The sequence below is a fragment of the Paenibacillus sp. FSL L8-0333 genome (assembly GCF_037965665.1).
Classification (GTDB): domain Bacteria; phylum Bacillota; class Bacilli; order Paenibacillales; family Paenibacillaceae; genus Paenibacillus_AQ; species Paenibacillus_AQ odorifer.
In genome coordinates this window covers 964,849-987,835 of sequence record NZ_CP150186.1, presented here as the reverse complement: position 1 = coordinate 987,835, position 22,987 = coordinate 964,849, and the positions used below count along the sequence as shown (strand labels likewise).

Genomic DNA, 22,987 nt, shown 5'->3' with positions numbered 1-22,987 from the left:
TGCTCGTGTTTGCTCATGTCTTACTCGTAGCTTGCTCATGTCTTACTCGTAGCTTGCTCATGTCTTGCTCGTAGCTTGCTCATGTCTTGCTCGTAGTTTGCTCATGGCTTGCTCACGGCTTGCTGGTGGCTTGCTCGTGTTTGCTCGGGGTTTGCTTTCTGTTTATCTAATGAATTCTAATCCTGCACCTTCAATTTATAACATCCGCTAACAAAATCCTGCTGGATATCCGGCAGAGCCAGTCCAGCCTGCATTAGCCGATCACCACCGTAAACCTCACCACTCACCTCCAGAATGTAATCCAGCTCCGGATTTAAACCATTCAGCTTCAGGCTACGGCGGGGCGGGTGCGGCACAGCCATTACCCGGAAGTAATAAACTAATGCCTCACGCTGATCATCGGACACGAACATCCATGCTGTCTCATTGCCCTCAAACGGGCTTTGCAGCCGGTACAGATTCCCCTGCTGCACAAGACTGCGGATTTGCTTATAGTTCGCAACCTGTTCCTTCACAATTTCCTTCTCTTCGTCTGTAAACTTCGTAAGATCCAGCTCATAACCGAAATTACCGGACATAGCTACATCTCCACGGAAGGACAGCGGGGTGATCCGTCCTACCTGATGATTCGGCACGGCAGACACATGCGCGCCTATCGAACTAACCGGATACACCAGACTTGTTCCATACTGAATCTTCAGTCGTTCCACAGCATCGGTATCATCACTGGTCCAGGTCTGCGGCATGTAATGCAGCATGCCTGGGTCGAAGCGGCCACCACCACTACAGCAGCTCTCGAACAGGATATGTGGAAATTCTGAAGTTATTTGCTCCAATAGCTCATACAGACCAAGCACATAACGATGTGCGGTTTCCCCTTGGCGTTCAGAAGGTAACTCTGCAGAGCCAATCTCCGTTAAACAACGGTTCATATCCCATTTCACATAACTAATGGGCACGGTCGAGAAAATCCGGGACAGTGACTCATAAATGTACTGGCGCACATCCTCCCGAGTATAGTCCAGCACCAATTGCCAGCGAGCTTCGCTGCGGCGGCGTCCCGGCACATGCAGACACCAGTCGGGATGCTTACGATAGAGCTCGCTGTCCGGCGAGATCATCTCCGGCTCGAACCAAAGGCCGAACTGCAAGCCTAGATTGTTCACGCGCTGCGCCACATCAGACAGTCCGCCCGGAAGCTTGCGCAGATCCTCCACCCAGTCTCCGAGAGAGGAGTTGTCAGCGTCTCTTTTGCCAAACCAGCCATCGTCCAGCACGAATAGCTCTATCCCGAGCTTGGCTCCTTCCGCCGCAATCGACTCCAATTTATCCGCATCGAAGTTGAAATAGGTAGCTTCCCAATTGTTGACCAGAATGGGCCGTTCCTTATCTCTATATAATCCTCTGCATAAACGGGTCCGGTACAGGCGATGATAGGTTCTCGACATTTCCCCGATCCCCTCGGAAGAATAAACCATCACTACCTCAGGGGTCTGGAATTGTTCGCCCGGCTCCAGCAGCCAGGAGAAATCAAAAGAGTTCAGTCCCATCGTAAACCGGGTCATCCCGAAGGAATCGACCTCTGCCTCAGCTTCAAAGCCTCCACTATATACAAGACTGAAGCCGTAGGCCTCTCCATGATTTTCATCCGTTTCAGGTTTCACCAGCGCAGCAAATGGATTTAACTGGTGGCTGCTCATCCCTCTGCGGCTCCCAATGGTCGTACCACCTTGCACCAGACGTCTACGAGTCAGATTACCTTCCCTTGACCAAGCTCCTGCCAAATAGATCATATCCATATCGCCAGACGAGAAATCGACACTAGCACTCAGTGCACGCTGCAATTGCAGCTGCGTTTTCCCAGCATTGGTGAACTCCACAGAGCGGGTGATTACGTTAGTATGTTCAAAAACTGTATAGCGCAAAATAACATTCAGCTTGGTGTAATCATCTTTAAGTGTAAGCTCCAACGTCTGTGCTTCTTGCGCAGACTCAACATATACGGATGGTAGACCCGGCAGTGAAGGTTTACCCTCAACTACCCGATACCCGCTGTATTTCAACTCTGTAATACGAGTGCCGTCTTCGAGCCGAACTTGATAAGCAGGTGTTCTGAAATCTCCCGTCCCGTATTGTGGGTATTCCTGCGGGAGCCGGTCGAGACCCGTATTTCCTCCCAGATTCAACAGCCCTTCCAAATTGCTGTCACTACGCAGCTTCTTGCCCCAATACGCATGTGCCGGATAATCATTTACAAGCTGAAGAATGTAACTCATCCCTGCACTCTGTAAATGGAATAATCCCTTATCTTCCTGAACTAAAATCCCCATGTGCCAGTCCTTCTCTCCTTAGGATTTACAGCAAATCTTCGCTCACAAAATCAACCATCGATTGAACCTTTAGCCCCTTAGGTGCGGCTGGAATCCAGTCTCTTCCATCGTTCCCGCGTTGTGAGAACTCTATCGTCTTGGTCTGACCTGGGAGAAGGTCAAAATAATTGTCAGAGAATATTCCTTCGTCTTCTGAAGTCAGGTATACGCCTCTAGCTAATACATCACTGGTCACGGTGAAGCTTAATCCGCCACTCTCTGGAGTTTCCAGCACGGTAATTACTGAGCGCTGTAACGCAATTTCTTTTTCCGGAATAAAATAATGCAGCTTGTGATCTATCACCCGGCCATCCGCCTGCAAGCAAATTCCAAGCAATACATCACCCACCCCTTGACCTTCTAGCAGGTCTGCCACAGGAGAAGAGAATACGATAGCAGCAGAATCAGCTCCCAGCTCAAAGGGATGTGTCCACTCTCGCAGCACCGAACCGTTAAACTGATACAAAGTAAGCACCAGCTCAGCGCTCACTGCTGTTCTTAAATCAGATACGACATGAACGTCTACCTTCTCACGGTCTGTCCCGTCGATAGACAACAAAACATCTTGGAAGCTTGAACGCACGGTATATTGCAGAGCTTTCCAGCGCCCGTTATAATCCATCCCCGCCCAAGAAGCCACCGGCCAGCAATCATTCATCTGCCAGTATAAAGTGCCCATACAATAAGGTTTATTTCTTCTGTGGCTTTCAATCGCGATTCGGATCGCTTCGGCCTGCAGGATTTGACTCATATATAAAAAGGCTTTGAAGTCCTTCGGCTGCGGCAGATACATATCCATATATTCTTTAATCAGCAGATTACCGCGACCATTCTTCTGATGTGCCAGCATCACCTCTGAGGTAAGCTCCATATCCTGCTCTTCTGCATAGCTCATTACGGTTTTCAGTTCCGGGAACGACTGGAAGCCGTATTCACTCATAAAGCGGCCAACCTTTGTATTATAGTTCTCAAATGGCTCGATCCCGTGCCACACACCCCAGTAATGCACATCCCCTTCGCCCACAATCCGCGTCGCATGCTGATTTATATCGCCAGTCAGCTCCCGCAGCGGCGAAGACGGCCAATAGTCCACACCTGGATGGAATGCGGCTACAGCCTCCGGCAGAATACGGTGGAAGATTTTAATATAATCGGCCCACATTGTCGCTCTTTGCTCAGCGCCGAGTTTTTCTTTCCAGCCCCAGCCCATATTTTCCTCGAACTGTGACCAGGCCGAATCAATCTCGTTATTGCCACACCATAAGGCGATGCAGGTATGATTGCGCAATCTTTTGACGTTGTATTCGGCTTCTTTTTTCACATTCTCAAGGAACGCCTCGTCCCCGGGATACATACTGCAAGCGAACATAAAGTCCTGCCAGACCAGCAGTCCGTATTCATCACAGAGCTGATAAAAAATATCTTCTTCATATATACCGCCGCCCCAAACGCGCAGCATGTTCATGTTCGATTCTACTGCTGTGGCAATTTCATGCCGATACCGCTCCTCGGTTACTTCTGTGGTGAAGCTGTCATTTGGAATATGATTGGCACCTTTGGCGAAGACGGAAACTCCATTCAGCGCAAAAGAAAACGTAGCTCCTTTGGCATCACGCTCCCGTATCAATTCAATACTGCGAAGTCCGGTTTTTACACTTTTGCTAACCTCTACTTCCGTTCCCTGCAGCAATTCCGCTTGGAAGGTATATAAATGAGGCTCTCCAAGGCCCCTGCACCACCAGAGCTGTGGCTCAGGTATAACAATATTCATCTCTAATTGCTGCTTGCCTTCCTCTAAAGTAACCGCTTGCATCCACTCCAAACCATCGGCACTTATTCGCAGCATTCCCCGCCAAGCAGCAGGAGCATCCACTTCTACCATTGCGGTCAGGCGAGCTTCTTCCTTAGCAATCACATTTTGACGGATATAGAGGTCTGTAATTTGAACGGTGTCACGTCCCACCAGAGCTGCCGCACGCCATATTCCACTGGTTAAGAAACGCGGGCCCCAATCCCAGCCGTAATGATAAGGTGCTTTGCGCGCAAAAATACTAATCCGTTGTTCATCTAATCCCCCAAGCTCGGATTGATCATTCGAGGCAGGCAGCGCGTAACCCAGCTTCGCTAATTTCGGTAAATCTTCCTTAACCACAGAGCGGAACTTCACCCGTATATTATTTTCTCCAGTCTTCAGCTGCTCTTTGACATCCACTTTCCATGCCAGAAACATATTATCAGCAGCGAGCACATGTACATTATTCACGTACACATCTGCATAAGTATCCAGTCCCTCAAAAACTAACTCCGTACAAGCAAGCTCCTGCCACTCTTCCCCCAACTGCAGCGAGGTTTGATATTCCCAGTCCTTCTTATCGATCCACTGTAGATCATGTTCATTTGTTCCATAAAAGGGGTCTGAAATTTTTCCGTTCTTTAGTAAATCCGTATGAACTGTACCTGGCACAGTCGCCGGAAGCCATTCCTCATCACCACAGCCTCTAAAATCCCACTTCGCAAGATTCATATGCAAATGTTTCATAATACCTCCTAAAAGTTTTGTAAGCATAGACTTCTCTGAATGACTTCGCGCAAAACTCGCTTCGGAAGCATATGCCTAAGTTTGGTAAGCATAGACTTCTCAAAAATAGCATAAGACTCAAATTAATTCATTGAACCCTTTTGATATTCTTTGTATTTTGTTATCTTATTGTTAGGTACATGCTAATTATAAACGCAGAAACAAAACAAATAAAGACAATAAATAATAATACAATACATTTATTAACGGCTTCGATAAAGCTATAATGTTCATGTAAACGCTAACAATAAAAAACGAAAAGGGGATTAAGCTATGAGAAATAAGTTATTTTCGTTATCCTTTGTTATGATTATGGTCTTATCTTCAACGCTTACTGGCTGTGGTTCGAATAATGACAACACCACGAATAACGGTGCTGCCGCAACTGATAAGCCCGCAGCGACTAACACAGAGAATACCGGCGGTGACACGAATGCAACTGCAGAACCTGCAGCAGGAGCTGATATCAGCGGCAAAATCACCTTCCTAACTAACAGAACAGACATGATCGGTAAAGAATATGACGAATATGTAAAGCGCTTTAATGAAAAATACCCGAACATTAAAGTCGAGTTCGAAGCTTCCCAAACCGACTATAACCAACAGGCTAAAGTCAGAATGGCCAGCGGCGAGCTTCCAGATGTTATGTTTATTCCTTCCATCCCTAACTCTGACTTGCCGAAATACTTTGCTTCACTGGATGATCTCGGTTTGAATGACCAAATCACCTTTAAAGACTTCAAATCCTTTGATGGTAAGCTGTACGGAATTACTACAGGGAACTCTACTTCCGGAATTGTTTATAACAAAAAAGCATTCACCGATGCCGGCATCACCGAAACGCCTAAGACTTGGGATGAATTCCTGGCTGCCTGCGAGAAGCTGAAAGCAAAAGGTGTCATTCCACTGTCCTCCAACTTCAAAGACAAATGGCCACTTGGTACTTGGGCTTATGATACACCACGCCTAATTGAAGGCAATCCCGACTTTCCTAATGCTAAGCTGAACTCTGAAACACCATTCACTATGGACAACGGTTACGGTAAAGCCTTTAGCCTGCTTAGTGAGCTCAACGAAAAAGGTTATCTGGAAAAAGACATCAACTCCACCAACTGGGAACAATCGAAAAAGGACATCGCTTCCGGCAAGTTCGCCATGTATTATCTTGGCAACTGGGTTATTAACCAAGTCATCGGAGCAGGCGCTGCTTCAGACAATGTCGGCTTCTTCCCATTCCCTTATGACAATTCGGGTAAACCATCTGCTACCCTAAGCCCTGACTTCTTCTATGCCGTTGCCAAAAACAGCAAAAATTTAGAGGCAGCTAAAGCCTTCGTAAAATGGATGATTGAGGATTCGGGCTATGAGGATTTCGCTGGCTTTATCTCTCCATTAAAAGGCAAGGAATCCAATCTGACTCAGCTGAAAGAATTCCAAGCTACCGGAGTAGAACTGGTAGAAGGAACTGTTGACGATGCGAAGGTTACAGAGATCGGTAACAAGGCACAACTGGATCTTCCTGCTGTAGTACAGGAATTCGTGCTTGCCAAGGATCCACAAACTGTATTAGACAAGTGGAATAAAGCTTGGGCTAAAGCCAAGAAGGACCTCGGCTATTAATTTGAGCTTGTGATTAGAAGTACAGAACGGCGCAAAATGGATTATTGCCTTTACGGATAATCCATTTTGCCTTTCCATACCACGCTTTTATGAAAGAAGGGCTAGCGATGTTCGGAACACTTTCCTATAACAAACAGAAGACTATAATCATTGTATCCTTCCTCACGATTCCATTGTTGCTGCTTGCAACATTCACGTATTATCCGGCACTTAAACTGATCTATTACAGCTTTACAAATTGGGATGGCTATAGTCCCGAAAAACCTTGGGTTGGCCTAGATAACTACCGCGAGGTCTTCTCCAATCCTGATATCTTCAAGGTTTTCACACATAACTTTGCTTATTTTGCAATGGGAATTCTCCAGAATATCGTTGCTATTTATTTTGCGGTTGTGCTGAATAGTAGACTAAAAGGGAAAAATGCATTCCGCATCTTACTTTTCCTTCCTTATATCATGAACGGAGTCGCTGTAGCCTTTATGTTCGGTTATGTCTTTGACACTACTAACGGTTCATTGAATATGCTCCTGAATAGCATTGGCCTGACCGGCCTCGGACAGACCAGTTGGCTTGGAACAGAAGGACTAGTCAACTACTCCCTTGCATCCACAGGATTTTGGCGTTTCATGGGCTACAACATGGTCATTTATATCGCATCCTTGCAGGCCATTCCACGTGACATTTATGAAGCTTCTAAGATCGATGGTGCCGGCTCCTTTCAAACGCTGTGGAGAATCACTTTGCCCAATATGAAGGCTGTTATTCAGCTTAATTTATTTCTTACCGTTACAGGGGCACTGGAAGTATTCGATCTCCCCTTCGTGTTGACCAAAGGTGGTCCTGCAGGGGCCAGCCAAACTTATGTACAACGGGTTGTCGATACCGCATTTGCATTTAACAACTACGGCCTTGCATCTGCAATGAGTATAATCCTACTCTTCTTTGTCGTCATCGTACTGCTCATACAACAACTTGTTCTTAGCCGGGGAGGAGATAAGTAGCTATGACACACTCTAAGTTTCGTTTTACAGATATCATTAAATACTTTTCGCTAATTATCGGCGTATTCGTCGTGCTCTTCCCTCCATATGTGGTCATCGTTAACGCCTTCAAATCGACCGAAGAATTCAACAGCAGTAGCTCCACCGCGTTGCCAAAAAGCTTTTTAAACTTCGATAACTTCATTGCCGTGTTTCAGCGTGGAGGTCTACTCAATGGCTTTGGCAACGTATTAATTATTATAGCTATCACTTTAATTCTGAACATTTTGTTCGGGACTATGGTAGCATTTGTATTAGGACGCTTTTCTTTCAAATTGAAACCCATTGTTTTCGGTGCTTATTTAGTAGCCACTATCATTCCTAGTATCACGACACAAGTAGCGACTTTTGGTATCATCAAAAATATGGGTCTTTACAATACGCTTGGCGCCCCGATCGTGCTCTATATTGGAGCAGATGTAATTCAAATCATTTTATACCTGCAATTTATCCGTAATATTCCCGTGGATCTCGATGAAAGTGCGATGGTAGAAGGTGCCTCTCTGTTCAGAATCTATCGGTCGATTATTTTCCCTTTACTTACGCCAGCAACGGCTACTTTGATTATTTTAAAAACCATTAGTATCTATAATGACATGTACATCCCTTATCTCTATATGCCTAAACAAAGCCTTGGTGTAGTTACGACGATCCTGATGCGTTTTCAAGGGGTCAATTCGGGGGAATGGAATTTAATCTGTGCAGCTATTCTGCTTATTCTGCTGCCAACAGTAATTTTATATTTCTTCCTGCAGCGTTACATCTTTGAAGGCGTAACCAGCGGAGCGGTCAAATAAGGTAGCTTATTACAGGAAAGGAACAACGCAAATGCTATCATACATCCGGTTAACTTTACGCAAAATGTGGTTGTTCCTTGCCAATCTACCGATGGAGCGCAAGCTGATCGTTATCTTTGTTTTTCTGATCTCTCTGCCGATCACTTATGTAAGTTATCTATCATCCCGCTCCATGTTCAACTCGGTTCTTGTGAATGCGACTGACGGTGCGGGTCAAATGACATCGAATGCTTCAGATACCATTGACCGGTATATTGCCGACCTCAAGAGATATACAGCCCTGCCGCTGTATAACACCGATGTGCAAGTCTACCTGACACAGCAAAATACCGACTGGGAAAAAAATACGGGCATGGCGATGTTCCTTAGCTATTTGAATCATACTAAGGAAGAGATCATTGCCGTGTATTTGGTAGACCAGTACGGTTCGGTCTTTTATGATAAGGACGCCGGAATTAATGAGCTGTATCCAGAGGAACGATTAGCTAAATGGAGAGCCATGAGTGAAGATGCCGGAGCGGCGCCTGTCATTCAGGGCAGACATACAATCCGTACCAACTCGAATGTCCATAAAGAGGTCTTTAGTGTTCTGCGTACGATTAACTCTGTAAGTACTTTGCAAAATATAGGAATTCTCGTTTTCGATGTAGACATCAATCTGTTTAAGGGTATTATCGATCCCGTAAATGCAGTTACGCAAGGAAATACGTTCATTGTAGATAACAATGGAGAACTGATCTATGCCAGTGAAGATTCAGCGGTTCCGAATCTGGCTGCCGATACACAAACTCTGAATACAAAGCTGTTGCTGCAGCAAGTAAATCAGCAGCAGGATCATTTTCAAATAGACTTGAATGGCCAGTCTTATCTTGCAGTGTATACCGTCTCGAAACAGACCGGTTGGACCACCATGGTTACGATTCCTTTAACACGTATCCTGTCCCCTGTACAAAAGAATCGGAATACGCTTATCTTGACCACACTGATCATCATTGCCTTTGCGCTTTTTGTTGCGACTATAATTTCCCATGCCCTGACCAAACCCCTTAAATCCTTGGTCCGCCTAATGAAACGGGTGCAGCATGGTAATCTGGATGTCTGGCAGCATTCCAAATATAATGATGAGATTGGGATGCTGGGCAGTCATTTTAATCGGATGATCGTAAGGGTCAAAGATCTGTTACAAGAAGTATCCATCACGGAGAAACGGAAGCAGAAGGCTGATATGCGGGCACTTCAGAACCAAATCAATCCCCATTTTATTTATAACACGCTGGAATCCATCCGCATGCTTGCAGAGAGCAATGATGATCCACGTGTGGCGAAGCTAACCTATTTACTGGGACTTCAAATGCGTTACAGCATTGTCCGAAACGAAGACGCTGTTACAATTAGACAAGAGCTGGATCATGTACGGAATTATTATCAGCTGCTGGAAATCCGATTCCCAGACAAATTCAGACTTAACATTGACGTGCCGGACGAACTCCTTCATCTTCCTGTTATTAAACTTGTCTTTCAACCGATCGTAGAAAATGCAGTCTTTCACGGCTTGGATCAAAAAGTAGGACTGGGCACCTTGAGCATCACCGCATGGAGCGAGCATGGAGATGCCGTTTTCTGTGTAGAAGATGATGGGATCGGTATGGATGAAGCTACTCTTCGTTCCTTAAACAATAGTCTGCAAACTGGAACGGACAATGAAAGGTTCGGGATTGGACTACGTAATGTAAATGAGAGAATCCGCCTGCATTACGGCAGCTCGTTTGGACTGCTTGTAGAGAGTGAGCTTGGAGTCGGCACTCGTGTTACCCTGCGCATTGAGGATATTAACGCTAAATATAGCGAAGATGAATTTATTTAGGAGAGGGGCTGCTCTGATTGCTGCGTATTGCGATTGTTGATGATGAGATCTTAATCCGCGAAGGACTGGCTCGAATGATCAGTAAAGAAAGCGCCGAATTTCTGGTCATCGGCACCTACTCCGACGGAAAACATCTATTAGATGAGTTAACCACACTTCAACTTGATGTCGTGATTACAGATATTCGTATGCCGCAAATCAATGGTTTGGAGCTGATTAAGCAATTAAAAGCCACCCATCCGCAGATCTACTCTATTCTAATGAGTGGATTTGTTGAATTTAATTATGCCCGAGAAGCCATCCGCAGCTCAGCTGTAGACTATTTATTAAAACCAATCAATAAAGAGCAGCTGTTCGAGCTGCTATATCGGCTAGACAAAGAACGGCAGCTCGCGCGCGACAAGGAAGAACGCCACCGTTCCGGGCTTTTATTGACATTCTTACATATCGAAGAGCCCTCTTCCCCTCTACTATTATCCAGCCTTACCTTGCCCCAGACTTATTTCTCGGTCTTTGTCCTCAAAGGGAGCACCAGAGAAACCGTCTGCTCCTGTGCAGACAGTCTGCGGCAAGAGAAGGCGTTGAGCTTTGACAGCTTAGAGCTTCAAAAGGGACTATACGTCTGGATTGTATATTCTGCTGAGCCGCTGTCAGACAACGATTTAAAAGATATCGGTGACATTATGCGGATATCTGCGCACGGAAAGATCCTACATGTAGGTACCAGCGGTTGTTATAATGAGGTTTCCAAGCTTAGACAGGCATACCTAGATGCTAAACAAGCGTGCAACCTGGGCATATATAATCCGGAGCCTGTGCATTACGCGAATATTCAGGATATTCAACAGCCGGAGATAAACATCCTGGATCACTTTAATACAATTAGAGAACCGCTGATCCATAACCTGCAGATTCTGAATGTGACAGGCATCTTAGAATGGGTTCATGACCTGTTCTCAGTGTTGAAAGCGCAACAAGCCGGCCCTGACCAAATTCTCCGTGTCTGTCGATGGATTGAAGAAACCGCACAAAAGGAACTGCAAGAATTCGAGGCCCGCAATAAAAGTGCTCCCGACCTCAGGTTGGATGACAGAATCGCGTCCAGCTTAAGCTTTAGCGACATTGAGGAGATGTTTACCGCCCACTTTACAAATATTCTGACCGAAATCAGAACCCATCGTCTGGAAATGTCCGGTACAGCCATAGAAACCATCAAACGCTGGATATCCGCTAACTATAATCAGCATGCGGATCTGAACACTTTGGCGAATATGGTTTTTTTGACCCCAAGCTATTTAAGCAAGCTGTTCAAGCAAGAGACTGGACTTACACTGACGGACTACATCACCGAAATTCGGCTGCGCAAAGCCAAACATCTGCTCAAGAATGCTCCGGACCTAAAGGTTCACGAGATTGGGGCAGAGGTTGGATATGGCGACCCTGCCTATTTCAACAAGCTTTTTAAACGTGTTGTCGGGGTTACACCCAATGAATATAAACGAATTTCTATTGTATAAGGAGATTGATCACTTGCATTCAGAGCTTCAAAGAAATAGCGAAAATCATGAAATAACCGTCTACGACACAACAGAACTATATGGTGAAAAAGGCTCCTTCCGCGTTATGCAGTTCTCGAATCATGCCACTCAAGGTGCGATGGATCTTAATGACCCGCAACGAATTCTCTTTGAATATCCGCGGGCCATCATTCACTTCATGGAGTTCAACCTCCCCTCTTTTGAGGATGTTTTTCTTATTGGGCATGGAATTGGAACAATTGCCGGGCATTTTCCGGAGAAAAGATTTAAAGTAGCCGAGCTAGACAACGAAGTAGTCGAATTAAGCCGCCGCTGCTTCGGATATAGTCAAGATAACGTAGTGATCGGTGACGGACGTCAGATCCTTGAAGGTGAAGACCCGCAGGTATATGATTACATCATTTTGGATGCCTTTACTGCCGCTGGTACACCAAGGCATTTGATCTCCCGTGAATTTTTCAGTATTACCCGTTCCAAGCTGAACACAAGCGGATATATTCTCATGAATCTAATGGGAAAAGGTGAAAATGACCCGCTTATCAACGCGATTTATACGACGCTTGCCGAAGAGTACGCCTATATCAAAGCCTTTTCCCTGCCCTCAGAAGGGGCCGCCGATATCCAAAATATCATTATTATTGGCGGCAGCACCCCTATCCGCTTTCAAGCCCGCCATTTGGCAGGTTTCAAAGAAATACAGCTGGGACAAGGATATCTGATTCAGGATTAACTATAAAAAATGACCTCATCCTCCACTTCATTGTGGATTTCGAGGTCATTTTTGGGTTGTTTTCATATAGCACCATTTAAACCGGATTAGGCACAAAGCTGCCACCACGGCAATATTTCAAGTAATTCAGTGCATGCACCTGGCCGGTCATTTCCAGCTCATCACGATACACTGGATCATGCCAGCCTTCGATATCAATCGTACCTTTATAACCCGCTTGGCGCAGGATGGTGATTACATCTACCCAATTGGTATCCCCGAAGCCAGGGGTCCGGTCCCATACATAAGGTTTGGGGCCATGAATACCGTATTCCTTGACGATGTCCCAAGCGATGGTCGCATCCTTGCCATGCACATGGAATACTTTATCCATCCATTTGCGCAGCTGCGGAAGCGGATCAATTAATGCGATCATCTGGTGGCAAGGCTCCCATTCCAATCCCAGATTATCTGCCGGAATGGCATTGAACATCTTCTCCCAGGCCGAAGGATTGTGAGCGATGTTCCACTCTCCGCTCTGCCAGTTTCCGCCCATAGCACAATTCTCAAAAGCAATTCGCAGGCCGCGATCTGCCGCTCTCTTCGCCAGTTCTCCGAACACCTCTGTAAACTTCGGGATGGACTCGTCAATGGACAAACCTGGCAATCGGCCGGTGAACCCGCCTATAATATCTGTACCAAATAAATGTGCATGATCAATCAGCCGCTCCCAGCTGGCCAACGTGTCGGCATTGTCGCCGCTGCCTGCGAGCGGATTGCCATAGATGCCCACAGAAGAGATGACAAAATCATGCTCAGCAGCTAACTCCCTCAGTCGTGCAGCCGTTTCTATCAAATCGGTTTCGCCGGTGGTCTGCCAAAAGTTCAGATTAAATGATTCAAATCCATGCCCCACAATTTGTGGAATGACCTTAACGGCTTCTCCACCACGTACAATCGTACCTATTCTCAGTGTATCTTGCATTTCGGTTCCACTCCAATAAAGGTTTATAGTGTGATCTTAACGAGGTTTAATCATCTTGCAGGAACCACGCTTGAGCAATACCGCATCATAGACAATATGCTGATGGTTTGACCGTCCGGAAATGAGGTCGAACAGAACACCTACACTGGATAAGGCCATTTCCGTACCCGGCTGGCTGATTGTATCCAGAGAAGGATGATAATATTCAGCCATCTCGATCCCGTCAAAGCCAATGATTGAAATGTCATCAGGGATAGATAACCCCGCGGTAAGCACCGCTTTGGCAGCACCGATGGCAATCGTGTCGGAAGCGGCAAATATAGCTGTAATTCCCTTGTTCTTGTTGAGCAGTCTTCGCGCAGCATTAAATCCCGAGCTGGGACTGTATTCACAATCCTCGACCAGCCCCGAATCGTAGGGCAGACCCTGCTCTTCGAGTGCTTTTTTGTAGCCCAAATACCGCCGGTTGCCCGTGGTTTCATCCAATAAAGGAGACTTGGCTAAAAAGCCGATATTCGTATGACCTAATGAGATCAAATAATTGGTAGCCTTATAGGCTTCCTTCGTTTCATTGATAATAACGCTGGAAAAAATAAGCGGGTTCACCTCCTGCGTTGAGGTGATCGTTGTCAGCACAAACGGAACCGTCAGCTGTTTGAACTTCTCTTCAGAATGATCATAGGTTCCACCCATGAAGATAATCCCGCACAGATTCTTCTCCTTCACCAGTTGAATAGCAGCATTGATTTCATCGGTCCCATCCTCTACTTGCTGGATAAGAAACGGGTAGCCCCGCAGATTGACCTGCCGTTCAATTTCTCTGATCATATTAGAGAAAAAAGGATTGGTAATCCCCTTGACCATAAGTGCAATGTTCTTAGATTGTGTAGTTTTCAAATTCCGCGCGTTGGAATTGGGAATATAATTGTATTCCTTAACCACACTCATCACTTTCTCACGTGTAGACTTGCTCACCGGTCCCTTGTTATTGATTACCCTGGAGACCGTCGAGATGCCCACACCGGAAATCCGCGCGATATCCTTGATATTTACATCCACTTTACTCCCCCATTTATGGGTAAAGGAGCTATATCGAATTATAGCTCCCTTACACCCCTTAACTTTCTTTAGTTGACAGGAACAAACGCAGCCAATTGCTTCTCTACTTCGGCAATGACCTTGTCAACTCCTGCTTTTTTCAGCTGATCGCGGTACTCTGCAACAGCTGCTTTTGGATCTTTGCTTGTTTTACCAAGCATCAATTGAATACCAAGCTGTGAATTCACGTTGGAAATCGAAGCAATTTCAGTTGTAACATTGGTTGGATCAAAGCTGAAGCCATTGTAAGGATCATCGATAGCCACTTTATCCCATTCTGCGAATAAGGAGTTACGGATTGGGTTTTCTGTATCCGTAGGAACTACGAATTTGTCATTACGAAGTGACCAAGCAGCGAAACCTCCGCCGTCCGTTTTATCATTGAAGCCTGCAGGCTGCTTTTTAACACCATTTTCCATCACATATTGTTTGCCTTCAATACCGTTTTGGATGAGGTTGTAGTAGCTTTCATCGGTCATGAACTTCTCGATCACCATCAGAGCGCGCTCTGGATTAGCTGAGTTCGTGCTGATTACAGTCGAGTTATCAACGCCCATTTTACGTTTGATCTTCTTATTAGCTTCCGCAAAAGTAAAGAAGTAAGGATCTGATTCCGGTTGTGCTTTCAAATCCGCACCGTATTGGCCGATCCAGTCCTGAGCATGAGTCAAATAGCCTGCGGAGTTGGCTGCTCTGAAGTTATCCTTGCTGCCAAGGGTTGCAGACAGCACATCTTTACTCCAGTAGCCTTTATCCGCCCATTCACGCATCTTCACAGCCCAATCTTCAAATTCCTGAGTGAAGGCTGGATGGAAGACGGTCTTGTAGTCCTCTGGACTTTTGGTCACAAGATTCAGCTCATTCAAGGATATACCAGGTGCGTTAAGCCACATCCCTGTAGTATCTACGAGCATTCTGAACATATTGGCCGCATCTTCTGCCTTGCCGTTAATTGGCGGGAAGGACTCATTAGCAACCACATTATCCATGTATTTAACCATATCATCAATGGAAGTGATTTTGTCCATTCCATATTTCTTCAGCAAGTCAGAACGGTAGGCATAACCGGCAGGTGTATATTCGCTATAAAGACTTGGTACACCATAAATTTTGCCTTTGTATTTTGTATTTTCCCACACACTTTCCGGAATTTCCGCCTTCAGCTTAGGAGCAACTTTATCCAGCATTTCTGTAAGGTCCACTAGAGCACCTTCACTAGCCAATGTGAAATAAGACACCGGAGCTCCGGGAGATGCATGCGACATATCAAATTCTTCGCCTGAAGCAAATAGCAGCGGGTACTTAGTAGCGATATCCGGCCAGTCAATATACTTCACTTCAATCGTAGCGTTTAGATCAGCTTTGAGCTTCTTGTTAATCTCAGCGAGGATTTCTTTATTTTTAACTCCTTCGCTGCCCCACAGGTAGTACACCAGCTTAGCTTCCTTGGAAGTATCCACTCCGCCTGCATTGGCTGAAGCCTCTGGAGCTTTCGTGGCTGCCGGATCATTACTCGGCTCATTGTTGTTCTTGGATGTGCAGGCTGTCAGTGCTCCAGTAAGCATGAGGACAGCAATTAAAGAAGACGCGATCTTTTTACCTTTCATTTAGGTAAGCCTCCCTTTTCTCTTCTATTTATGAAACTTTCATTTATAATAAACGCTCTTCGAAAAGAAGATTGCGTCCATTAACCCTTTACAGCCCCGATGGTGAGGCCTGTTACGAAATAACGCTGTACAAATGGATACAGGAGAATAATCGGTCCAGTGGCCAGCACAGCTGTAGCCATCTTGATGGATTGCGTCGGAAGATCAGCAGTATTGATGACCGCTCCCGAGTTGATTAGCGCTCCTAAGTTCGTCTGATTGACCATTCGCTGCAAAAAGTATTGGAGCGGATATTTCGTCGGACTGTCAATATACAACATCCCGTTATACCACTCATTCCAGAAGCCTAGTGCTGAGAAAAGCCCGATGGTAGCCAAGGATGGAACCGCCAGCGGAATAAATATCCGCCAATAGATGCGAAAGTCGCCAGCACCGTCAATGGTAGCGGATTCATATAAGGAATCCGGAATCGCCTTCATGAAATTACGCATCAGGAAGATGGACCATGCGCCAACTACACCTGGCAGAATCATAGCGAATAAGCTGTCCTTCATATGCAGGTGCTTCACCATCAGGATGTATGTCGGAATCAAGCCGCCACTGAATAGTGTTGTAAAGTAAATCAAGAAGGAAAAGAAGTTGCGGTACTTGAAATCCTTACGGTTGAGCACGAATCCGGCCATCGACATCATAAACAGTCCGAGTACCGTACCCACTACGGTAATGAAGATAGTTACCTGATAAGCATTCACCAGCTGAGTAGAGTTGTTGAATAGCATCTCGTAAGCTTTAAAGGAAAATGCCTTCGGCAGCAGCTTATAACCTTCACGAACAATTTCCTGCTCGTTCATGAACGATGAGGAGATCATCAACGCGAAGGGGAATAAACAGAATAGCGCAAAGATTGCGATACAGATATAACTGACTGCTTTTATGAGAATGCTTCCGGAATCCTGTTTGATGGTCGTATTTTCCATATTTATCACCCCTGTTTCGTGTCTAGTCTTAGAACAAAGCGCTGTCCGGTTCTACCTTACGTACAATAAAGTTAACCACAAGCACCAGAATCAGGCCGAATAAGGATTGGTAGAAGCCCACTGCGGCACCCATAGAGAAGTTGAATTGTCCCACCAGTGAACGGAAGACATAGGTATCGATGATATCTGTCTGCGGATACAGTACGGAGTTCGTACCGATCAGATTATAGAAAAGGTCAAAGGATCCCTTGAGAATTCCACCCATACCGAACAGTAGAAGCAGAATAAAGGTTGGCTTCAGAATCGGCAAGGTCATATAACGGATTCGCTGCCAGGTAGTCGCTCCATCCATATAAGCAGCCTCGTACAGATCATGATTAATTCCTGTGATCGTTGCCAGATAAACAATCATTCCATATCCGGTACCCGCCCAGATCTTGAAAGCCACAATAATATATTTCCAGATGCCCGGATCGGAATAGAACTCGTAACGGTCTAGCCCCATTCCAGTTAACATCGTATTGATAAACCCGGAATTGAAATTGAATATATTGTAGGCAAACACACCGACGATAACCATGGAGATGAAATTCGGTAACAGGATAACGGATTGTGATATTTTTTTGAACCACTTGCCTGAGATCTCAGACAACATAATGGCAAATACTATTTGAATGATATTACCTAGAGCTAGAAAGACGATATTATAGAGCAGCGTATTTTTGGTAATATTCCATAGATCCCCATTTTGAACCAGAAACTCAAAGTTCTTAAGGCCGATAAAGTTACTTCCAAAAATCCCCTTATTGAGCTTGTAATCTACAAATGCGACGTAAGCTCCAGGCATTACAGCATAGTGAAAGATAACGAAATATACGATTACAGGCAGCAACATTAGAAAAAGAACTTTGTTCTTAATGACTTCCCGAACAATGTTTCCACCCACAAGCTTCAGTCTCGCCAAAGTGCCCACCTCCAATTTGAAAGATGCATTCAGTCACATGCATAAATTACCTTCCTTTCTTGTCCAGCAGCCAGAATAAAAACAGTTTGCCCAACCTTCATAAAAAAGTGTATCGAGCGTTGTAGAAACGTTTCCAGTGTTTCTGTAAAACTCTCTGTGTGAGAAGCATACTCCCAAAATGTATGCGCTGTCAATTCATTTTATTTTTGAATTACAAGTACTAAAGTTACATTTTTCACGTAAAAAAATATAAATTAGCTGTTTTTCCAAAGGCGATTGACTTTTTTTGGTGTTCAGACTAATATCGAGGTGTATCGTTTGTGGAAACGTTTTTATACTTTTCTTTCATAGACATGTCAGTCTCCATATGTAACATCTTAATGATGCAATCCTCTTCTGATTTAATTCATGCCTCATCCCTGTATCCGAAGAGAGAAATGCTATGATTTTCACAACAATTGAACCTGATTATAGCTCAGGCCCATTCCGCATCTCGGAGCTGCGTGCCAGGAGAGTTAACGGTTCACTCCCATCCTTATCGCCTATATAACGTAAGCTTTGCAAATAAAAATCATGCTTACGCTGCCCGGCGGGGAACTACACATCTATTTAACAAACTAACTTTCGATGCGCTCACGAGGAAGGAGTTAACCATGACTAAAACGTTTATCCAAGATCTTGTGAACGATATGACCCTGGACGAAAAGCTGGCCCAATTAACCCAGCTAGGTCCTCACTATTGGGGTTTGGACGATACCGTGGATTTAACCGGACCATTTAAGGAACTGAACATTAAGCCGCAGGTAATGAAGAACATCGGAAGTGTTCTGAACGGTATTGGAGCTAGGAATGTTATCGAGCAGCAAACCCGACATTTGCAAACCAGCAGACAAAAGATTCCTCTGCTCTTCATGGCGGATGTCATTCACGGCTACCGGACCATCCTCCCGATTCCGCTGGCCATGGGCAGCAGCTTTGACCTTGAAGCCTGTGAAAGGTTTGCCGAAATCGCCGCCAAGGAAAGTGCGGCTGCCGGTATTCACGTTACCTTCTCGCCCATGACTGATCTCGTACGCGACCCGCGCTGGGGACGCGTCATGGAGACATCTGGTGAGGATCCCTATCTGAATGCCCGTGTCACCGAAAGTATGGTGCGGGGTTATCAGGGCAAAGACCTAAAAGAAAAAGGACGCATCGCTGCCTGTGTGAAGCATTTCGCTGGTTACGGTGCTCCCGAAGGCGGACGGGAATACAACACAGTGGATATGTCTTCCGGCGTATTGCGTGAGTTCTACCTGCCAGCCTATAAGGCTGCCGTAGATGCTGGAGTGGCCATGGTTATGGCCGCATTTAATACCATTGACCGTATCCCGGCAAGTGGTAATTCCGAGCTTCTTCGCGGGATTTTACGGGAAGAATGGGGCTTCAACGGCGTTACCATCGCCGATTTCAATTCCGTTAATGAGCTGATTCCCCATGGCGCCGCGATAGATGGCAGTGAGGCAGCGGAGAAAAGTCTGGCTGCTGGGCTGGATATTGAGATGATGTCCACTCACTATCTAAACCACGGCGCTGCTCTGGTCGAGGAAGGCAAGCTTGACATCGCCTTGATCGATGAAGCCGTCATCCGGGTGCTGGAGCTCAAGGATGCGCTCGGCCTGTTCGATAATCCATTCAAGGATGCAGATCCGCTGGTGGATGAGGCTCCGAAACCTAGCGCTGAGCATCTGCAGGCCGCACGGGAGCTTGGAGCTAGCTCAGTTGTGCTGCTCAAAAACGACAATGAAGCTCTGCCCCTTAAACGTGGCATGAAGATTGGTCTGGCTGGTCCTTTCGCCACCTCCATTCATGTGCTGGGCGGTTGGGCCGGGACAGAAAAAGATCCGGCTGTATCACTCTACACCGGCATTTTGCAAAAAACATCTGCCGAAGATATACTTACGGCCATGACTGGTGAGCTGGGAAGCATGCTTGAGGGTGTTTTTGATGTGGAGGATGAAATCGAGGACGCCTACCAGCAGCTGAAGGATTGTGATGTAATTCTCGCCGCTGTCGGTGAGAATCAGCAGGATACCGGGGAAGGCGGAAGTAAAGCCAATCTCCGCCTATCGGCCAATCAGGAGAAGCTGATCTGGCGTCTGAAGGATACCGGCAAAAAGATCGTCACCATTGTATTCAGCGGCAGACCACTGGAGCTGAAACCCGTTCTTGATGCCAGCGACGCTCTGCTGCAGGCTTGGTTTCTGGGTACAGAGTCAGGAAATTCGCTGGCCGATGTGCTGTTCGGAGATTATAATCCTTCCGGACGTTTATCGATGAGCTTCCCCTACTCGGTTGGGCAAATTCCTGTTTATTACAATGCTTATCAAACGGGACGTCCTTATGATCCTATGTATCCTAATGTGCGTTACGTTACCCGTTATCTGGACTGCCCGAATGACCCGTTGTTCTGTTTTGGTTATGGCCTGAGCTATTCCAAGTTTACTTACAACAGCTTCAATGTTGAAGCTGCGGATCGGGTGGTTGCCTCCATTGAAGTAGAGAATACTTCGGACATCGCCGGCAAGGAAACCGTTCAGCTCTATATCCACGACGTCAGCGCAAGTGTCGTGCGCCCGGTCAAGGAACTGAAAGGTTTCCAGCAGATTACACTCGCACCGCATGAGAAACAGGTGGTTTCCTTCGAAATCACCAGAGAAATGTTAATGTTCTACGGGAAAGATGATCAGTTGGTCTTCGAGCCTGGGGAATATGATATTATGATCGGTAGAAACTCTGGAGATCATTGCACTCAGCGGATCTGGATCGGCTGACCTGCGTATAGCTATGCTTCTAACGACGTCAGCCCTCAACGCCCTCTTGGCGCAATGAGTGGTTGGCGCCTCCACAGCTTGCTATTCAATATTCGATAGTGAGGGAGATACTTCTAATGAGACACAGTTTATCATTTCAGCAAAATGGCACTTTTAAAATCGTACAATTTACCGATCTGCACTGGATGGATGGAAGAGCTGAGGATCAGCTTACCGAAGCACTGATGGAACGCATTCTGGATGCGGAACAACCTGATCTTGTGGTTTTCACGGGAGATCTTATTTACACTGGTCCTGTATCACCGGGAAACAAGGCATGCGAGCACCCCGCACAAGCATTTCGTGAGGCTGTCGCTGCCGTGGAGAGATCCGGCATCCCTTGGACCTTTGTATTTGGCAACCATGACACAGAAACTCTGATTTCAAAGAGTGAACTGATGCAAATTGCCCTGGAACATCCCCACTGCCTGACCGAAGCCGGTCCAGAAGAGCTGGAAGGCTCGGGCAATTACACTCTTGAAATTAAAGATCAGGTAGACCACGCGGCCGCTATTTTGTATTTTCTAGACTCTGGCGGCTATTCCGAGTATGAGGATATCCCGGGCTACAATTGGGTTGGGCGGAATCAGATCAACTGGCTGACGGCTGAATCTGCGCGGCTGAATCCGAAGACTGCTGAGAACAGGCTGCCTGCCTTGGCTTTCTTCCATATTCCAATTCCCGAATATCGGGATGTCTGGTCTACACAAGTCTGTCATGGGCATAAGTTTGAGCGTGTATGCTCACCTGAGGTGAACTCGGGCTTATTCTCGGCTTTGTTGGAAATGGGTGATGTGCTTGGCACCTTCTGTGGACATGACCATATCAACGATTTTAGCGGCAACCTGTATGGCATACGTCTTTCTTATGGCCGTGCTACCGGCTACAATACTTATGGAAAAGAAGGCTTTATGCGGGGAGCACGCGTCATAGAACTGGTCAAAGGCAACCAAGACTTCAATACCTGGCTTCGTCTTGATGACGGATCTGTTATAAATGAACAGCCGATTCATATGCCTGAACCTGCTGCCGATTCAGGACATTAATCTTTTATAGGATTAAATTTAAATACTGATTAAATGAACCAGTGCGCAGATGTTGTGCTGGTTCATTTTTTTGTGCAAATATTAGCTTGTCTCCATATTCCCCATTACATCACTTTTTTTGTTAAAATAGAGAAGTCGACGTATTAAGCACTACAGCGTCAGTCATGGAAACGGAGGCAAGTACCTGTGGATTATATTATTCTGGACATCGAATTCAACGGCCGTAAGTTTGCCAGCGAGCACCCTATGGAGGTCATTGAGATTGGAGCCGTCCGGTTAGACTCTTCACTGCAGTATAAGGATGAATTTTCTTCCTTGATCAAACCTATATATTTCTCCACCCTGAATTCCTTTATTAAGAAAAAAACCGGTATCCCTCAAGAGGAAATCGACATTGCCGCCCGCTTCCCCAAAGTCATCACTGCTTTTAGAGAGTGGCTTGATCTAAGTACAGATGGAGTTCTACTGCTTACCTGGGGTGGCGAAGATATGAAGCGAATCATTCAGGATGTGCGCATGCACAAGATGGACGAATCCTACTGGATGTCCGCTACGTATTTCGATTTGCTCAAAGGAGTTCTACGTGCGCGTGGTCTTAGCAATGATGTCAGCGTGGAAAGCGCGATGGCATTGTTTGAGCTTGAGCCTACTGGATCTGCACACCGGGCGCTGGATGATGCACGGATGACGTCAGAGATCTTCCGCGCCGTGTTTAAGGATCTGGATTTTGAACGTTCACAGCATTACGTAGATACCTTTTCCAATGCCAAAGAACGCAAAACAGTTAAGGTAGCCATTAAGGCAATGACCTCACAAAAAATTGTACCTACCTGGGACCTTGTCGTTGAACACTACTTCTCAGACAAAGCAACCCTTGCGGACCCTCGCAAGCTGGAGGAATTGCACAATTATTTCACAGCACAAATGGGCCATAAATAAATTC

General features: G+C 46.0%; 16 protein-coding genes. 9 read left to right on the top strand and 7 right to left on the bottom strand.

Going from position 1 to position 22,987, the window contains the following annotated elements; genetic code table 11:
- Positions 1-176 precede the first annotated feature (176 nt).
- Both NYE72_RS04270 and NYE72_RS04265 read right to left on the bottom strand, forming a co-directional pair.
- Positions 177-2,330: an alpha-galactosidase gene (locus tag NYE72_RS04270; protein ID WP_339211387.1), complete on the bottom strand. Its 2,154-nt coding sequence runs from the start codon at positions 2,328-2,330 to the stop codon at positions 177-179.
- Between the two features lie 25 nt (positions 2,331-2,355).
- Entirely contained in the window at positions 2,356-4,908 is a 2,553-nt protein-coding gene (locus tag NYE72_RS04265; protein WP_339211386.1) for a glycoside hydrolase family 2 protein, read from the bottom strand.
- Between the two features lie 312 nt (positions 4,909-5,220).
- Here NYE72_RS04265 and NYE72_RS04260 point away from each other — a divergent pair, with 312 nt between their 5' ends.
- The 6 genes from NYE72_RS04260 (at position 5,221) to NYE72_RS04235 (ending at position 12,536) form a co-directional block, all read left to right on the top strand.
- On the top strand, positions 5,221-6,567 hold the full coding sequence (locus NYE72_RS04260; RefSeq protein WP_339211384.1) for an extracellular solute-binding protein: 1,347 nt from the start codon (positions 5,221-5,223) through the stop codon (positions 6,565-6,567).
- 107 nt (positions 6,568-6,674) lie between these two features.
- Complete coding sequence (locus NYE72_RS04255) at positions 6,675-7,568, top strand: sugar ABC transporter permease (protein WP_036686923.1); 894 nt, start codon at positions 6,675-6,677, stop codon at positions 7,566-7,568.
- 2 nt (positions 7,569-7,570) lie between these two features.
- Entirely contained in the window at positions 7,571-8,404 is an 834-nt protein-coding gene (locus tag NYE72_RS04250) for a carbohydrate ABC transporter permease (RefSeq protein WP_051491485.1), read from the top strand.
- A 31-nt stretch (positions 8,405-8,435) separates the two neighbouring features.
- Positions 8,436-10,268: a sensor histidine kinase gene (locus tag NYE72_RS04245; protein WP_339211382.1), complete on the top strand. Its 1,833-nt coding sequence runs from the start codon at positions 8,436-8,438 to the stop codon at positions 10,266-10,268.
- Between the two features lie 17 nt (positions 10,269-10,285).
- Entirely contained in the window at positions 10,286-11,785 is a 1,500-nt protein-coding gene (locus NYE72_RS04240) for a response regulator (RefSeq protein WP_036686917.1), read from the top strand.
- Positions 11,757-12,536 carry a fused MFS/spermidine synthase gene (locus NYE72_RS04235; RefSeq protein ID WP_339211380.1) on the top strand — a complete coding sequence of 260 codons (780 nt, stop codon included), beginning with the start codon at positions 11,757-11,759 and terminating at the stop codon, positions 12,534-12,536. Before NYE72_RS04240 ends, NYE72_RS04235 begins: the two co-directional genes overlap by 29 nt.
- Positions 12,537-12,612: 76 nt before the next feature.
- On the opposite strand, the gene NYE72_RS04230 is transcribed toward NYE72_RS04235, so the two are convergent.
- The 5 genes from NYE72_RS04230 to NYE72_RS04210 all read right to left on the bottom strand — a co-directional run bounded on the left by NYE72_RS04230 (position 12,613) and on the right by NYE72_RS04210 (position 18,155).
- Entirely contained in the window at positions 12,613-13,500 is an 888-nt protein-coding gene (locus tag NYE72_RS04230; RefSeq protein ID WP_339211378.1) for a sugar phosphate isomerase/epimerase family protein, read from the bottom strand.
- A 36-nt stretch (positions 13,501-13,536) separates the two neighbouring features.
- Complete coding sequence (locus NYE72_RS04225; protein WP_036686912.1) at positions 13,537-14,559, bottom strand: LacI family DNA-binding transcriptional regulator; 1,023 nt, start codon at positions 14,557-14,559, stop codon at positions 13,537-13,539.
- Positions 14,560-14,627: 68 nt separating this feature from the next.
- On the bottom strand, positions 14,628-16,205 hold the full coding sequence (locus NYE72_RS04220; protein WP_036686909.1) for a DUF3502 domain-containing protein: 1,578 nt from the start codon (positions 16,203-16,205) through the stop codon (positions 14,628-14,630).
- 80 nt (positions 16,206-16,285) lie between these two features.
- Positions 16,286-17,182, bottom strand: coding sequence for a carbohydrate ABC transporter permease (locus NYE72_RS04215; RefSeq protein WP_036686906.1), 897 nt, complete (start codon positions 17,180-17,182; stop codon positions 16,286-16,288).
- 28 nt (positions 17,183-17,210) lie between these two features.
- Positions 17,211-18,155 (bottom strand): ABC transporter permease subunit, encoded by a 945-nt coding sequence (locus NYE72_RS04210; protein WP_305953532.1) that lies wholly within the window; start codon positions 18,153-18,155, stop codon positions 17,211-17,213.
- Between the two features lie 644 nt (positions 18,156-18,799).
- Between NYE72_RS04210 and bglX the strand changes: the two genes are divergently transcribed.
- From bglX to NYE72_RS04195, 3 genes are all read left to right on the top strand, one after another.
- The gene (gene bglX / locus NYE72_RS04205; protein ID WP_339211375.1) at positions 18,800-20,959 is read left to right on the top strand and encodes a beta-glucosidase BglX; all 2,160 of its coding nucleotides are present in this window, start codon (positions 18,800-18,802) and stop codon (positions 20,957-20,959) included.
- A 116-nt stretch (positions 20,960-21,075) separates the two neighbouring features.
- Positions 21,076-22,044 (top strand): metallophosphoesterase family protein, encoded by a 969-nt coding sequence (locus tag NYE72_RS04200; RefSeq protein ID WP_339211373.1) that lies wholly within the window; start codon positions 21,076-21,078, stop codon positions 22,042-22,044.
- 186 nt (positions 22,045-22,230) lie between these two features.
- On the top strand, positions 22,231-22,983 hold the full coding sequence (locus NYE72_RS04195) for a 3'-5' exonuclease (RefSeq protein ID WP_036686897.1): 753 nt from the start codon (positions 22,231-22,233) through the stop codon (positions 22,981-22,983).
- Positions 22,984-22,987: the final 4 nt, after the last annotated feature.

Excerpts from the sequence above, each read along its gene's own strand:
- NYE72_RS04270 (WP_339211387.1), bottom strand. The coding sequence starts at position 2,330 with ATGGGGATTTTAGTTCAGGAAGATAAGGGATTATTCCATTTACAGAGT.
- NYE72_RS04265 (WP_339211386.1), bottom strand. The coding sequence starts at position 4,908 with ATGAAACATTTGCATATGAATCTTGCGAAGTGGGATTTTAGAGGCTGT.
- NYE72_RS04260 (WP_339211384.1), top strand. The coding sequence starts at position 5,221 with ATGAGAAATAAGTTATTTTCGTTATCCTTTGTTATGATTATGGTCTTA.
- NYE72_RS04255 (WP_036686923.1), top strand. The coding sequence starts at position 6,675 with ATGTTCGGAACACTTTCCTATAACAAACAGAAGACTATAATCATTGTA.
- NYE72_RS04250 (WP_051491485.1), top strand. The coding sequence starts at position 7,571 with ATGACACACTCTAAGTTTCGTTTTACAGATATCATTAAATACTTTTCG.
- NYE72_RS04245 (WP_339211382.1), top strand. The coding sequence starts at position 8,436 with ATGCTATCATACATCCGGTTAACTTTACGCAAAATGTGGTTGTTCCTT.
- NYE72_RS04235 (WP_339211380.1), top strand. The coding sequence starts at position 11,757 with ATGAATATAAACGAATTTCTATTGTATAAGGAGATTGATCACTTGCAT.
- NYE72_RS04230 (WP_339211378.1), bottom strand. The coding sequence starts at position 13,500 with ATGCAAGATACACTGAGAATAGGTACGATTGTACGTGGTGGAGAAGCC.
- NYE72_RS04220 (WP_036686909.1), bottom strand. The coding sequence starts at position 16,205 with ATGAAAGGTAAAAAGATCGCGTCTTCTTTAATTGCTGTCCTCATGCTT.
- NYE72_RS04215 (WP_036686906.1), bottom strand. The coding sequence starts at position 17,182 with ATGGAAAATACGACCATCAAACAGGATTCCGGAAGCATTCTCATAAAA.
- bglX (WP_339211375.1), top strand. The coding sequence starts at position 18,800 with ATGACTAAAACGTTTATCCAAGATCTTGTGAACGATATGACCCTGGAC.
- NYE72_RS04200 (WP_339211373.1), top strand. The coding sequence starts at position 21,076 with ATGAGACACAGTTTATCATTTCAGCAAAATGGCACTTTTAAAATCGTA.